This is a genomic window from Rhodococcus sp. NPDC056743, from assembly GCF_042790355.1.
Classification (GTDB): Bacteria; Actinomycetota; Actinomycetes; order Mycobacteriales; family Mycobacteriaceae; genus Rhodococcus_F.
The window spans coordinates 893,161-906,602 of the sequence record NZ_JBHTZI010000001.1; the positions used below are offsets into that span (position 1 = coordinate 893,161).

At 64.3% G+C, this 13,442-nt stretch carries 13 protein-coding genes; 10 read left to right on the forward strand and 3 right to left on the reverse strand.

Annotated elements, in window-relative coordinates:
* Positions 1-18 precede the first annotated feature (18 nt).
* Genes ACFRFQ_RS04045 through ACFRFQ_RS04055 form a run of 3 tightly spaced genes read right to left on the reverse strand, consistent with a single transcriptional unit; the run spans position 19 to position 2,240 of the window.
* A complete protein-coding gene (locus ACFRFQ_RS04045) occupies positions 19-537 on the reverse strand; it encodes a gamma carbonic anhydrase family protein (RefSeq protein WP_378653308.1) in 519 nt (172 codons plus the stop codon).
* A gap of 45 nt (positions 538-582) precedes the next feature.
* Entirely contained in the window at positions 583-1,443 is an 861-nt protein-coding gene (locus tag ACFRFQ_RS04050) for a DMT family transporter (protein WP_378653310.1), read from the reverse strand.
* The gene (locus ACFRFQ_RS04055) at positions 1,440-2,240 is read right to left on the reverse strand and encodes a crotonase/enoyl-CoA hydratase family protein (protein ID WP_378653312.1); all 801 of its coding nucleotides are present in this window, start codon (positions 2,238-2,240) and stop codon (positions 1,440-1,442) included. The genes ACFRFQ_RS04050 and ACFRFQ_RS04055 overlap by 4 nt, the downstream gene beginning before the upstream one ends.
* 109 nt (positions 2,241-2,349) lie before the next feature.
* Here ACFRFQ_RS04055 and ACFRFQ_RS04060 point away from each other — a divergent pair, with 109 nt between their 5' ends.
* The 10 genes from ACFRFQ_RS04060 to ACFRFQ_RS04105 are packed head-to-tail and all read left to right on the forward strand — an operon-like array spanning position 2,350 to position 13,354.
* Positions 2,350-3,171 carry a TIGR03084 family metal-binding protein gene (locus tag ACFRFQ_RS04060; protein ID WP_378653315.1) on the forward strand — a complete coding sequence of 274 codons (822 nt, stop codon included), beginning with the start codon at positions 2,350-2,352 and terminating at the stop codon, positions 3,169-3,171.
* Positions 3,168-4,889 (forward strand): acyclic terpene utilization AtuA family protein, encoded by a 1,722-nt coding sequence (locus ACFRFQ_RS04065; protein ID WP_378653317.1) that lies wholly within the window; start codon positions 3,168-3,170, stop codon positions 4,887-4,889. The genes ACFRFQ_RS04060 and ACFRFQ_RS04065 overlap by 4 nt, the downstream gene beginning before the upstream one ends.
* A complete protein-coding gene (locus ACFRFQ_RS04070; RefSeq protein ID WP_378653320.1) occupies positions 4,886-6,034 on the forward strand; it encodes an acyl-CoA dehydrogenase family protein in 1,149 nt (382 codons plus the stop codon). Before ACFRFQ_RS04065 ends, ACFRFQ_RS04070 begins: the two co-directional genes overlap by 4 nt.
* A complete protein-coding gene (locus tag ACFRFQ_RS04075; protein ID WP_378653322.1) occupies positions 6,031-7,629 on the forward strand; it encodes an acyl-CoA carboxylase subunit beta in 1,599 nt (532 codons plus the stop codon). The genes ACFRFQ_RS04070 and ACFRFQ_RS04075 overlap by 4 nt, the downstream gene beginning before the upstream one ends.
* Before the next feature lie 8 nt (positions 7,630-7,637).
* A complete protein-coding gene (locus tag ACFRFQ_RS04080) occupies positions 7,638-9,623 on the forward strand; it encodes an acetyl/propionyl/methylcrotonyl-CoA carboxylase subunit alpha (RefSeq protein WP_378653324.1) in 1,986 nt (661 codons plus the stop codon).
* On the forward strand, positions 9,623-10,783 hold the full coding sequence (locus tag ACFRFQ_RS04085; RefSeq protein ID WP_378653326.1) for an acyl-CoA dehydrogenase family protein: 1,161 nt from the start codon (positions 9,623-9,625) through the stop codon (positions 10,781-10,783). The genes ACFRFQ_RS04080 and ACFRFQ_RS04085 overlap by 1 nt, the downstream gene beginning before the upstream one ends.
* 13 nt (positions 10,784-10,796) lie before the next feature.
* The gene (locus tag ACFRFQ_RS04090; protein ID WP_378653329.1) at positions 10,797-11,582 is read left to right on the forward strand and encodes an enoyl-CoA hydratase family protein; all 786 of its coding nucleotides are present in this window, start codon (positions 10,797-10,799) and stop codon (positions 11,580-11,582) included.
* Between the two features lie 44 nt (positions 11,583-11,626).
* Positions 11,627-12,253 carry a TetR/AcrR family transcriptional regulator gene (locus ACFRFQ_RS04095; RefSeq protein ID WP_378653331.1) on the forward strand — a complete coding sequence of 209 codons (627 nt, stop codon included), beginning with the start codon at positions 11,627-11,629 and terminating at the stop codon, positions 12,251-12,253.
* 22 nt (positions 12,254-12,275) lie between these two features.
* Positions 12,276-12,833, forward strand: coding sequence for a DUF3558 domain-containing protein (locus ACFRFQ_RS04100; protein ID WP_378653333.1), 558 nt, complete (start codon positions 12,276-12,278; stop codon positions 12,831-12,833).
* Positions 12,830-13,354, forward strand: a complete 525-nt coding sequence (locus ACFRFQ_RS04105) for a DUF3558 domain-containing protein (protein WP_378653335.1) — start codon at positions 12,830-12,832, stop codon at positions 13,352-13,354. The genes ACFRFQ_RS04100 and ACFRFQ_RS04105 overlap by 4 nt, the downstream gene beginning before the upstream one ends.
* The last annotated feature ends 88 nt before the right edge of the window (positions 13,355-13,442 follow it).

Consider the following 13,442-nt stretch of genomic DNA (forward strand, 5'->3'; position numbering starts at 1 on the left):
GAGCGAAATCCTTCACAATCAGATGTCCCGGTGAGCCTTCGCGAGGAGCAGGTATCCGGCGCCGTTGGCGCTGATACCGGCTTTTTCACCTTCGGAGAGTTCACGTTTGACCTTGGCCGGCACACCGGCGACCAACGATCCGGGCGGGATCTGGATCCCCTGCGACACGACGGCGCCGGCAGCGATCAGTGAACCGGATCCGATGTGCGCGCCGTTGAGCACTACAGCGCCCATGCCGACAAGCACGTCGTCTTCGACGGTGCACCCGTGCAGCACCGCGTTGTGGCCGATCGAGATTCGCTCGCCCAGTACCGCGGGGAACGTCGGGTCGGCATGCACCGTGCAGTTGTCCTGAATGTTGGTGTCCGCGCCGATGGAGATCGATTCGGCGTCGCCACGCAGGACTGCGCCGTACCAGATGCTGGCGCCCGCGGCGATGGTGACGTCACCGACCACTGTGGCGTTGGGTGCGATGAAGGCGCTGTCGTCGATTGCCGGAGTGCGTCCGTTGACGGTGGCGATGATCGGGTTGGTCATGGTTCTCCTGAGCGTGGGATGAAAGTGCTTCGACCGTACCTGGACCTATTTCGAAGTGGGCTTTCGATTCATCACAACGGTGCCGATGCCGGCCACGACAACCAGTCCGATGGCAACGAGGGTCATGGAATCGAGGGCCTGACCGATGACGACCACGCCGGCCAATGCCGCCGCTGCCGGTTCGAGGGCGATGAGGACGGCAAAGACCTTCTTGGCCAAGGACCGCAGCGCCCACATCTCCAGGCTGTAGGGGATGACGGACGAGAGGATGGCGACGGCCGCGCCTGCCGCGAGCATCTTCGGATCCAGCAGCTCGCTGCCGCCGGAGACGACGCCGAAGGGCAGCGTCAATACCGCCGCAACGATGCTTGCGCCGGCCAATCCGTCGGCGCTCGGTAGCGTCGCGGCGAGGTGCGAACCGGCGATGATGTATCCCGCCCAGGCGGCTGCCGCGATCAACGCGAAGATCACCCCGACCGGATCCAACCCGGATTCCCCGTGATCTCCCAACCCGAGCAGCAACACTCCGCCGAAGGCGAGCAGTACCCACGCTCCGTCGGCCCACCGACGCGACAGAACTGCGGCCAGCGTCAACGGTCCGAGGAACTCGATGGTGACGGCAGTACCGATCGGCACCGTGTCGAGGGCGAGGTAGAAGGCACCGTTCATGACGGCCAGCGCGATTCCCAACGCGAAGATGCCTTTGCGCTGCCGGTTCGACCACCTGCTCCACCTCGGCCGGACGATGACGCCCAGGATGATCGCGGCGATCGTCAGCCGCAGCGTCGTGGCTCCGGCTGGTCCGATCTCCGAGAACAGTGTCGTCGCGAATGCCGCTCCGAACTGGAGCGAAAGTATCGAGGTGAGGACTGCGCCGACCGGCAGTAACTGATTGCCGGCCTTCATTCTCCGGTGAACTCAGGACTACGACGCTCGAGCATCGCGGCGACGGCTTCGTGGTGATCGCGAGTGTGATGGGCGATCGACTGCATGGCGGCCGAGAGTTCGAGCAGGCTCTCGAGGCTTTGATGCTGGCCCTCGCGGAGGAGCTTTTTGGTCATGCGGAGCACCTGCGGGGGGTTGGCGGCTACGCGCGCTGCCAAAGACTGTGCTGCGGCGAGCAATTCGCCGGGCTCGGTTATCTGGGAGATGAGTCCCCAGTCGAGTGCCTTGGCGGCGTCGATGGGTTCGCCGGTGAACGCCATCTCGGCGGCGCGGGCGTTGCCGATCGCGCGGGGGAGCAACCATGCTCCGCCGTCGCCGGGGATGAGTCCTACTTTGACGAAGCTCTCGGCGAAGACTGCGGCTGTGGACCCGATGCGAAGGTCGCACATGAGGGAGAGATCGCAGCCCGCTCCGATGGCCGGGCCGTTGACGGCCGCGATGGTCGGGACTTCGCACGTGTACAGAGCGAGAGGAATGCGCTGGATCCCGTGCCGGTAACCCTGGCGGATATCGCCGGGAGCGCCACCGAACATGCCCTCCTTGTCTCGCATGTGTTTGACGTTGCCGCCGGAGGAGAAGGCTGATCCGGCTCCGGTGAGGATGACCGCGCGCACGCTCTGATCACGGTTGACCGCAGTGACCGCGTCTTCGAGAGCTTCGATCATGTCGATCTCGGAGATGGCGTTGCGGGTGTCCGGGCGATTGAGGGTCCACGTGACCACGTCGCCGGTTCGGGAGATGAGTACGGCGTCGCTCATGGGTGCTCCTGGTGGTAGATGGCAGTTGCGCCCAGTCTCTCACCACATGATTTCTCAATAACAATCATTCATGCTTGATTTTTATCTGCACTGGTGTGATGCTGGTCGCATGGCCGAACTTCAGACGTTCATCGATGACTTGCGGGCCGAGGGCGACAGCCTCGACGCCCTGGTTGCAGATCTGCCCGAGGAGAAGTGGGCGACATTGACGCCTGCGGAAGGGTGGACCATCGCCCATCAGATCGGGCACCTGCACTGGACGGACAGTGCAGCAATCCTGGCGATCACCGACCCGGACGGGTTCGCGGAGCAGTTGAAGGCGGCGTTCGTGAATCCGGCGGGATTCGTCGACGACGGTGCTGCCGAGCAGGCCGCCCGGCCGCCCGCAGAGTTGCTCGCCGATTGGCGAGCGGGGCGCGCTGCTCTCGTCGAGGCGCTCACTGCTGCCCCGGCCGGCACCAAGTTCCCCTGGTACGGCCCGCCCATGGGCGGTGTCTCGATGGCAACTGCCCGGTTGATGGAGACGTGGGCACACGGACAGGACGTCGCCGACGCTCTTGGCGCCGAACGAGTTCCGACGTCGCGCATCAAGAACATCGCTCACCTGGGTGTCCGCACGCGAAACTTTGCGTACTCGGTCAACGAGAAGACCCCGCCCGCCGAGGACTTCCGGGTGGAGTTGACGGCGCCCGACGGTTCGATCTGGACCTGGGGGCCGGAGGACGCGACGCAGAAGGTGACCGGGCCCGCGCTGGACTTTTGCCTGCTGGTCACTCAGCGCGCCAATCGCGCCGATCTCGATCTGGTCGCCGTGGGTGCCGACGCGGACGAGTGGCTCGGGTTCGCACAGGCATTTGCGGGGCCCAGCGGCGAAGGACGAGCCGCCGTCGGATCCAGCGGTGAGGGACGAGAATCGAAGGTGGGCAAATGAGTTCGGTACGGATCGGTAACTGCTCCGGGTTCTACGGCGACCGCGTCTCGGCGATGCGCGAGATGCTCGAGGGCGGCGAACTCGACTACCTCACCGGCGACTACCTGGCCGAACTGACGATGTTGATCCTCGGCCGGGATCGGATGAAGGACCCGTCTCTCGGCTACGCGAAGACGTTCCTGCGACAGGTGGAAGACACCCTCGGCCTCGCGCTCGACAAGGGCGTGAAGGTCGTCGCTAATGCCGGCGGTCTCAATCCCGCCGGGCTGGCCGACGCGCTGCGCGAGGTCAACACCAAGCTGGGGTTGAACGCGAAAATCGCCCACGTCGAGGGCGACGATTTGATCTCTCGAGCAGACGAACTCGGACTCGGCTCCCCGCTGACGGCCAATGCGTACCTCGGCGCCTGGGGCATCGTCGAAGCATTGTCGGCCGACGCCGATGTCGTGGTCACAGGACGTGTCACCGACGCGTCGGTGATCGTCGGTCCGGCCGCGCATCACTTCGGTTGGAAGCGAGATGATTTCGATCAGTTGGCCGGTGCTGTCGCGGCGGGCCACGTCATCGAGTGCGGAACCCAGGCCACCGGCGGCAACTACGCGTTCTTCACCGAGATTCCCAATCTGGGTAGGCCCGGATTCCCGATCGCCGAGATCAACGCGGACGGATCGTCGGTCATCACCAAGCACGCCGGAACGGACGGCGAGGTGAGCGTCGGCACCGTGACGGCGCAGCTGTTGTACGAGATCACCGGCGGACGCTATGCGGGCCCGGACGTGACCACCCGCATCGACAACGCGGTGCTCACCCAGGAAGGTCCGGATCGGGTGCTGATCAGCGGCGTCACGGGCGAGGCGCCGCCGCCGCAGTGCAAGGTCTCGCTGAACACACTGGCCGGGTTCCGCAACGAGGCCACGTTCATCCTCACCGGTCTCGATATCGAGGCCAAAGCGGATCTGGCAAAGGGTCAACTCGAATCCTGGCTGACGAAGAAGCCTGCCGAGCTGGTCTGGACCCTCGCCCGCACGGATCATCCGGATTCCGATAGCGAAGAAACTGCAAGTGCGTTGCTGCGCTGCGTGGTTCGCGATTCCGATCCCACGGTGATCGGTCGCCCCTTCTCCGCGGTTGCGGTGGAAATGGCACTTGCCAGCTACCCTGGCTTCTCGCTGACGGCGCCGCCGAGCAACGGCCAACCGTACGGAGTGTTCACCCCCGGCTACGTCGACGCGGAATCGGTGCCTCACGTCGCCGTGCTGCCAGACGGCACTCGGGTGGACATCGCTCCATCGACGCTGAAGCAGGACCTCGAACCTGTCGACGAACCGGAGCGTCCGGAACCTTTGCCGCCGCAGTCGTCGCTCTCGGTGCCGCTCGGCACGATCGCCGGTGCACGCAGCGGCGACAAGGGCGGAAACGCCAACGTCGGCGTCTGGGTTCGTACGGACGATCAGTGGAAGTGGTTGGCGCACACACTCACCGTCGAGAAGCTCAAGGAACTACTGCCCGAAGCGGCAGAGTTGACCGTCGCTCGTTACCAGTTGCCGCACCTTCGTGCCGTCAACTTCGTGATCGAGGGAATCCTCGGTCAGGGTGTGGCCTCGCAGGCGCGGTTCGATCCGCAGGCCAAGGGAATTGGTGAATGGCTGCGCTCACGCCACATCGACATCCCGATTTCGCTACTTCCCGCAACTGACGAGAAAGAGGATTCACGGTGACCGTGTGGACCACACCGGAGAGGCTTGCGCTTCGCGAGACCGTACGCGGATTCGTGAACCAGGAGATTCTGCCGCACCTGACGCAGTGGGAGCGTGACGGTGAGATCCCGCGCGAATTGCACCGCAAGGCAGGCGCTCTGGGTCTCCTCGGCGCCAGTGCTCCCGAATCGGCGGGCGGTGAGGGCGGCGACGCCGTCGACTCCATCGTGATCTGTGAGGAGATGCACCAGGCCGGTGCGTCTGGCGGATTGTTCGCCTCGCTGTTCACCTGCGGCATCGCGGTGCCGCACCTGATCGCGGCCGGCGACGAGGCGCAGATCGAGAAGTGGGTCAAGCCGACGCTGCGCGGAGACAAGATCGGCTCGCTCGCCATCACCGAACCGGGCGGCGGCAGCGACGTCGGACACCTGACAACCACAGCCAAGCGTGACGGCGACCATTACGTCGTCAACGGCGCCAAGACGTTCATCACCTCAGGCGTTCGAGCAGACTTCGTCGTCACCGCGGTGCGCACCGGTGGCACCGGCGCTGGTGGTGTCTCACTACTCGTGATCGAGAAGGGCACACCGGGATTCACGGTGTCACGCAAGCTCGAGAAGATGGGGTGGCGCGCGTCCGATACCGCGGAGCTGTCCTTTGTCGACGCCCGGGTTCCCGTGGAGAATCTGGTCGGGGCCGAGAACAGCGGCTTCGCGCAGATCGCGCAGGCATTCGTCTCCGAGCGTGTCGCCCTCGCCGCGCAGGCGTATGCCAGCGCAGAGCGGTGCCTGGAGTTGACCCTCGAATGGTGCCGCGCCCGCGAGACTTTCGGTCGCCCCCTGATCAGCCGCCAGGCAGTGCAGAACACCGTCACCGAGATGGCCCGCAAGATCGATGTGGCCAAGGTGTACACACACTCGGTGATCGAGCGGTACATGGTCGGTGACGGAGATCTGATCGCCGAGGTGTGCTTTGCGAAGAACACGGCCGTCGAAACGGGTGAATGGGTTGCCAACCAAGCCGTTCAGCTGTTCGGTGGCCTCGGGTACATGCAGGAAAGTGAAGTGGAGAGGCAGTACCGGGACATGCGAATTCTGGGAATCGGTGGCGGTACCACCGAAATCCTCACCGGCCTCGCGGCCAAGCGATTGGGGTATCAGTCATGAGTGTCATCCGTTCCACACTGGACACCAATTCCGAGGTGTACCAGACCGCAACATCGACCATGAACACCAAGCTCGCCGAGATCGAGGTCGAGCACGCCAAGGCGCTGGCGGGTGGCGGCGAGAAGTACACCGAGCGGCACCACAAGCGGGGAAAGCTCCTGGCGCGTGAGCGGATCGAGCTTCTCCTCGATCAGGATTCACCGTTCCTCGAACTGTGCCCCCTCGCAGCCTGGGGCAGCGATTTCCCGGTCGGCGCCAGCACCGTGGTCGGTATCGGCGTCGTCGAAGGTGTCGAATGCCTGATTGTTGCCAACGATCCGACCGTGCGCGGCGGCACCAGCAACCCGTGGACGCTGCGTAAGGGTTTCCGCGCCAACGACATCGCGATGCAGAACCGTCTTCCGGTGATCTCCCTGGTCGAGTCCGGTGGCGCAGACTTGCCGACGCAGAAGGAGGTGTTCATCCCGGGCGGGCGCATGTTCCGTGACCTCACGCAGCTCTCTGCCGCCGGAATCCCCACCATTGCACTGGTCTTCGGTAACTCGACGGCCGGCGGCGCGTACATCCCGGGCATGTCCGACCACGTAGTGATGATCAAGGAACGCTCCAAGGTGTTCCTCGCAGGTCCGCCGCTGGTCAAGATGGCCACCGGTGAGGAGTCCGACGACGAGGCACTCGGCGGCGCCGAAATGCACGCTCGCAAGTCCGGGCTGGCCGACTACTTCGCCGCCGACGAGCAGGACGCGATCCGCATCGGGCGCTCGATCGTCAAGCGACTCAACTGGACCAAGAAGGGACCGGCGCCTCGCGCCGAGATCATCGAACCGCTCGAGGATCCGGAAGAGCTGCTCGGCATCGTTCCTGCCGATCTGAAGATTCCTTTCGACCCACGTGAGGTCATCGCCCGTATCGTCGACGGTTCCGACTTCGACGAGTTCAAGCCGCTCTACGGGTCGTCTCTCGTGACCGGCTGGGCGGAGCTGAACGGCTACCCGATCGGCATCCTGGCGAACGCCCGTGGAGTTCTCTTCAGTGAGGAATCCCAGAAGGCCACACAGTTCATCCAGCTGGCCAACCGCTCCAACACGCCGTTGCTGTTCCTGCACAACACCACCGGATACATGGTGGGCAAGGAATACGAGGAGGGCGGCATGATCAAGCACGGATCGATGATGATCAATGCGGTTGCCAACTCCAAGGTTCCGCACATCTCCATCCTGCTCGGAGCGTCGTACGGCGCTGGTCACTACGGCATGTGCGGGCGCGCGTTCGATCCGCGATTCCTCTTCGCCTGGCCCAGTTCCAAGTCCGCCGTCATGGGCGGTGCGCAACTCGCCGGCGTCATCTCCATCGTGGGACGCGCTGCCGCCGAGGCGCGCGGCCAGGTCTTCGACGAGCAGGCCGATGCCGGCATGCGCGCGATGATCGAAAACCAGATCGAGGCCGAGTCACTTCCGATGTTCTTGTCCGGGCGTCTCTACGACGACGGCGTCATCGACCCCCGAGACACCCGCACCGTGGTGGGAATGTGCCTGTCGGCCATTGCCACCGCCCCGATCGAAGGCGCCGAGAACTTCGGCGTCTTCCGTATGTGAGGCACGCCGTGACAATCACTTCAGTACTGGTCGCCAATCGCGGCGAAATCGCCCGCCGTGTCTTTGCAACCTGCCGCAAGAACGGAATCGGCACGGTCGCGGTATTTTCCGACGCAGATGCCGACAGCCCGCACGTCACCGAAGCCGATGCTTCGGTTCGCCTGCCGGGTAACACGCCTGCCGAGACCTACCTGCGGGGTGAGCTCGTCATCGCCGCCGCCAAGGCTTCGGGCGCCGACGCGATTCACCCCGGATACGGCTTCCTCTCCGAGAACGCGGAGTTCGCGCGCAGCGTCATCGATGCCGGGCTGACGTGGATCGGCCCGCCCGTCGAATCCATCGAGCTCATGGGGTCGAAGGTCGAGTCCAAGAAGATCATGGACGCCGCCGGAGTGCCGGTGCTCTCCGAACTCGATCCCGCCGCGGTGACCGAGGCTCATCTGCCGGTGCTGATCAAGGCGTCGGCGGGCGGCGGCGGACGCGGAATGCGTGTCGTTCGTGAATTGTCGGCGCTGGACGGCGAACTGGAAGCGGCGCGGCGTGAGGCGCAGTCTGCTTTCGGCGACCCGACGGTCTTCTGTGAGCGCTACCTCGAGACCGGTCGGCACATCGAGGTTCAGGTGATGGCCGACCGGCACGGCGGCGTGTGGGCGGTGGGGGAGCGCGAGTGCTCGATCCAGCGTCGGCACCAGAAGGTCGTCGAAGAAGCTCCGTCGCCGCTCGTGCAACGCATTCCCGCCATGCGCGACAAGCTCTTCGACGCCTCGCGGCTCGCCGCCAACGCCATCGGTTACGAAGGCGCTGGAACCGTCGAGTTCCTCGCCGACGAAAAGGGCGACTTCTTCTTCCTCGAGATGAACACCCGTTTGCAGGTTGAGCACCCGGTCACCGAGTGCACCACCGGGCTCGATCTGGTGGAGCTGCAATTGCAGGTGGCTTCGGGGGACACGCTGCCGGACGATCAGCCGGAGATCCGCGGGCATTCCATCGAGGTGCGTCTGTACGCCGAGGATCCCGCCAAGAACTGGCAGCCACAGAGCGGAACCGTTCACCACATCGAGTTGCCCGGTGACCCGCAAGAATTCAGTGTTCTGCGTGAGCAGGGCGTTCGCCTCGACTCCGGCGTCGTCGACGGCAGTGTTGTCGGCGTGCACTACGACCCGATGCTGGCCAAGGTCATCTCGTATGCGCCGACGCGAACGGCAGCTGCCCGGCTACTCGCGTCGACGCTGGCGCGCACCAGGATTCACGGCTTGCGTACCAACCGCGACCTGCTGGTCAACGTCCTGGCCCACCCGGCCTTCATTGCCGGAGATACCGACACGGCGTTCTTCGAGACCCACGACCTGGAGAAGCTGTCAACACCTCTGGCCGGCACCGACGCCGAAAGGCTGTCGGCGCTGGCGGCGGCACTTGCCGATGCCGCGCACAACCGGGCGTCGGCCCGCGTCATCGGCCGCTTGCCCAGCGGGTGGCGCAACCTCCCGTCGCAGCCGCAGAGCAAGAGCTATTCCACTGCGTCGGGCGACTACGACGTCCGCTACTGCCTGAGTCGAAGTGGTGTGCTGAGCGCAGACGGCTTCGACGACGTGAGCTTGGTATCGGCAACTGCGACCCGGGTAGTGCTCGAGCAGAGCGGAGTTCGGCGTTCGTTCGACGTGGCTGCCTACGGGAGTGAGATTTTTGTCGACTCCTCGCTCGGACCCGTCGCGTTGACGGCAACACCGCGCTTCGTGGATCCGTCGGCGGAAGTCGCCGCCGGTTCGTTGCTCGCTCCGATGCCGGGATCGGTTATCCGCCTCGGCGCCGCACTCGGTGACACCGTCACTGCCGGCCAGCCGATTCTGTGGCTCGAGGCCATGAAGATGGAACACACCGTCACCGCGCCGACTGCCGGTGTCCTGGTAGAACTTCCGGTCGCCGTCGGCCAGCAGGTCGAGGTCGGGTCGGTACTCGCACGTGTGGAAGAACCCGCTACAGAAGAGGAAGCATGATGAGTTTCATCGAAACCGAAGAGCAGAAGGAACTGCGGGCATCCGTTTCCAAACTGGGTGAGCGCTTCAACTACGTCGACTACGTACTACCCAAGTCGCGCAAGGGTGAGCCGCTCACCGAATTGTGGAACGAGGCGGGCAAACTCGGATTCCTGGGCGTCAACCTACCGGAGGAATACGGCGGCGGCGGTGCAGGTATCTACGAACTCGCGCTGGTGCAGGAGGAGTTGGCGGCGCAGGGTGCCGGTCTGCTCCTGGTTGTCGTCTCGCCGGCTATCTGCGGCACCATCATCGGCAAGTACGGCACGGCGGAGCAGAAGCAGCAGTGGCTGCCAAGCCTCGCCGACGGCTCCAAGATCATGGCGTTCGGAATCACCGAGGCCGACGCGGGTTCCAACTCACACCAGATCACGACGACTGCTCGTCGCGACGGCGAAGACTGGATTCTGAGCGGCAACAAGATCTACATCTCGGGCGTCGATCAAGCTGACGCAGTGCTCATCGTTGCGCGCACCGAGGACTCCAAGACCGGCAAGCTCAAGCCCGCTCTGTTCATCGTCCCCACGGATTCTCCTGGATTCGTGAAGACGCAGATGGAGATGGACATCATCGAACCGGACCACCAGTTCATCTTGTTCCTCGACGACGTGCGCCTGCCGGCAGACGCTCTGGTCGGCGAAGCTGATGCCGCCCTGATGCAGTTGTTCGCAGGTCTGAACCCCGAGCGCATCCTGGGTGCGTCGATGGCCATCGGAATGGGCCGTTACGCCCTCAACGCTGCGGTGAAGTTCGCCAACGAGCGCACGGTGTGGAAGACACCGATCGGTGCGCACCAGGGTATTTCGCATCCTCTCGCGCAGGTGAAGATCGAACTCGAGCTCGCCAAGCTGATGATGCAGAAGGCTGCCGTGCTCTACGACAGTGGCGACGATTTCGGTGCTGCCGAAGCCGCGAACATGGCGAAGTACGCGGCTGCCGAGGCCAGCATCAAGGCACTCGATCAGGCGATTCAGACGCACGGCGGCGCCGGTCTGACGAAGGAATACGGACTGGCTGCCATGCTCGGCGCGGCACGTATCGCCCGCGTTGCACCGGTCAGTCGCGAGATGATCCTCAACTTCGTCTCGCAGCATTCCCTCGGTCTGCCGCGTTCGTACTAGGAAGAGGCGACTTATGACGGATCAGGACAAGCCATACGTACGGTACGAAGTATCGGGCGGTGCCGCCACGATCACCCTCGACTCGCCTCACAACCGCAACGCGATCTCGGCGCGGTTGGTCACGGAGTTGCAGGCGGGGCTGACCTCGGCGGCGGCCGATCCGGCAGTTCGAGCGGTGGTACTCACCCACACCGGTGGAACATTCTGTGCGGGAGCCGATCTCAGTGAGGCATCCGGGTCGTCCGCATCGCCGGAGGACGCCGTCAAGGAGCGAGGGCGGGGAATGTTGACGCTCTTGCGCAGCATTCTCGAGTTGCCCAAGCCGGTGATCGGGCGCATCGACGGTCACGTCCGGGCCGGAGGCATGGGTCTTGTCGGGGCGTGCGACATCGTCGTCGCCGGTCCGGCGAGCACCTTCGCGGTGACGGAATCACGATTGGGTTTGGCCGCGTCCATCATTTCGCTCACCGTCCTGCCGAGGCTCGATCAGCGATCTGCGAGTCGCTACCTGCTCACGGGAGAGAAGTTCGGGCAGCACGAGGCCGAAGCCATCGGTCTCGTCACCGCGGCGTCGCAGGACACGGGTGCGTCGGTCACTGACCTGTTGGTCACACTGCGGGAGTGCTCGCCTCAGGGCTTGGCCGAATCGAAATGGCTCATGACCAGGGAGGTCCTGGCGGGATTCGATCGAGACGGCGAGGAGATGATCGCGCAGTCGGCTCGACTGTTTTCCTCCGAAGAGGCCCGTGAGGGCATGATGTCCTTCTTGCAGAAGCGTCCAGCGGCCTGGGCTCGATAGACAAAGACGCAACAGAAAACAGAAGCTGAAGGGATGGCAGCGCGGTGACTCGAGAACCCAAGCAGGACCGAAGTCGAGTCACGCGCTCCCACCTGCTCGAAGTGACGGTGGAATGTCTCGCCGAACTCGGATGGAGCGCAACGACGATGAGCGTCGTCGCGCAGCGGGCCGGGATGTCGCGAGGGGCCATGCAACACCATTTCCCGACCCGTGAGGATCTGATCACCGCTGCGCTCGAGGTGATGTTCGACGCCCGGATGGACCAGGCCCGCAAAGAGTCCAGTGACCTTCCCGCAGGCGCCGGTAGAACCGAGGCGATCATCTCCCGATTGGTCGAGTACTACACCGGCACCCTGTTCAAGGCCGCGCTTCAGGTGTGGACGGCGGCAGCCTCCGACCCGGACCTGCGAGCACGAGTGTTGCCGCTCGAAGAACGGTTCGGCCGCATCGCGCACCGCATGGCCGTCCAGAGTCTTGGCGCAGACGACGCAGATCCGACGACGCATCGTCTGGTGCAGGCGACATTGGACCTCGCCCGCGGGTTGGGGCTCGCCGACGTGCTCACCGACGACTCGCGCCGACGGTCCGAAGTGGTCAGAACGTGGGCGGCGCAACTCGACTCGACACTCGTGCGGGTGTCAGCGCCGACGTCGGCGATCGCACAGTTCTGATCCCGGAAGTACAGTCACCTGCATGCCGCACCGCAGAGCCTCGTCTGTCAGTACCTCGTTGGTGGTCGCGGCTGCAGTGCTGGCGTTGGTCACCGGTTGCGGTTCCGAAAACAGCACGGCGGATCAGTCCGCAAGTTCAGCATCGACCGCCCAGGTAGCAACCGATCCAGGTCCGATGGTCGCAGAATGCGGATCGGTGACCGATGACGAGGTGGTCGCCGCTTTCGGGCTCGCGTTCACCGATGTCACCAGGAACGGTGTGGGGTGTGAGTGGACGGTTGCCGGATCGTTGGGGCCCAGCGTCGCGTTCTCCTGGTATCGAGGCAGCCCCATCGGGCGTGAACGCGCCGGCTCCGATCTCCTCGGTCGACCTGCCGCCGACATCACGATCGGCGGCTACTCCGGCTTCATCGCGTCGAGAGAAAGCGTGTTGTGCGAGTTGGGTATTTCCTTCGGCGGTGATTTTGTCCATTGGTCGGTGAACTACGGCTCCGTGAACTCCGGGCTTGTCGCTCCACCTGCCGATCCGTGCGTTGTCGGGAAGAGTCTCATGGAACTCACCGTCTCGAGGGCACAGTGAGTCGCGCACGGGCGGCGGCGCTGGGTGCGTCGTTGATCCTGTTGACGGGGTGCGGTTCGACGGTGACGGGAACGCCGCTGGCCGAGGGTGGCTATCAGGGCAGTGGGAGCGAGAAGTTCGCCAACGTTCTGCAGGAATGTGAGGCGGTGTCCGACCCACAGATCGCGGCGGCGATCGGGGCCGACGGCGTCGAGCGTGGTTTCTACGGTGCAATCTGTCGATGGGACGGGGTTGGTGCCGCAGGTCCGGTCCATGTCACGTTCAACTGGTTCGAGACCGGCACCACCGATCACGAGGTCGCCGCGTTCGAGCATCTCGGATATGTGGTCGAGAAGATCACCGTCAAGGGCAGCGACGCCTACCTCGTACGGCAACCGGCGGATCCGCAGAGCTGTGGAATCACCGCCGGCGCTCCGGCGGGAGGTGTGTTCGGTTGGTGGGTTCGCCAGCCGGTCGGTGGGATGGATGCCTGTGCAGGAGTCACCAAACTGGGAGAATTGACCCTCAACGTCAGTATTTGAAATGCTGTCGAACCCTGCCGTTGCTGTGAGTTCCCTATCACTTGGTGCTCATTTTGACCACATAGCACGCTGGCAGGTATCGTTATGG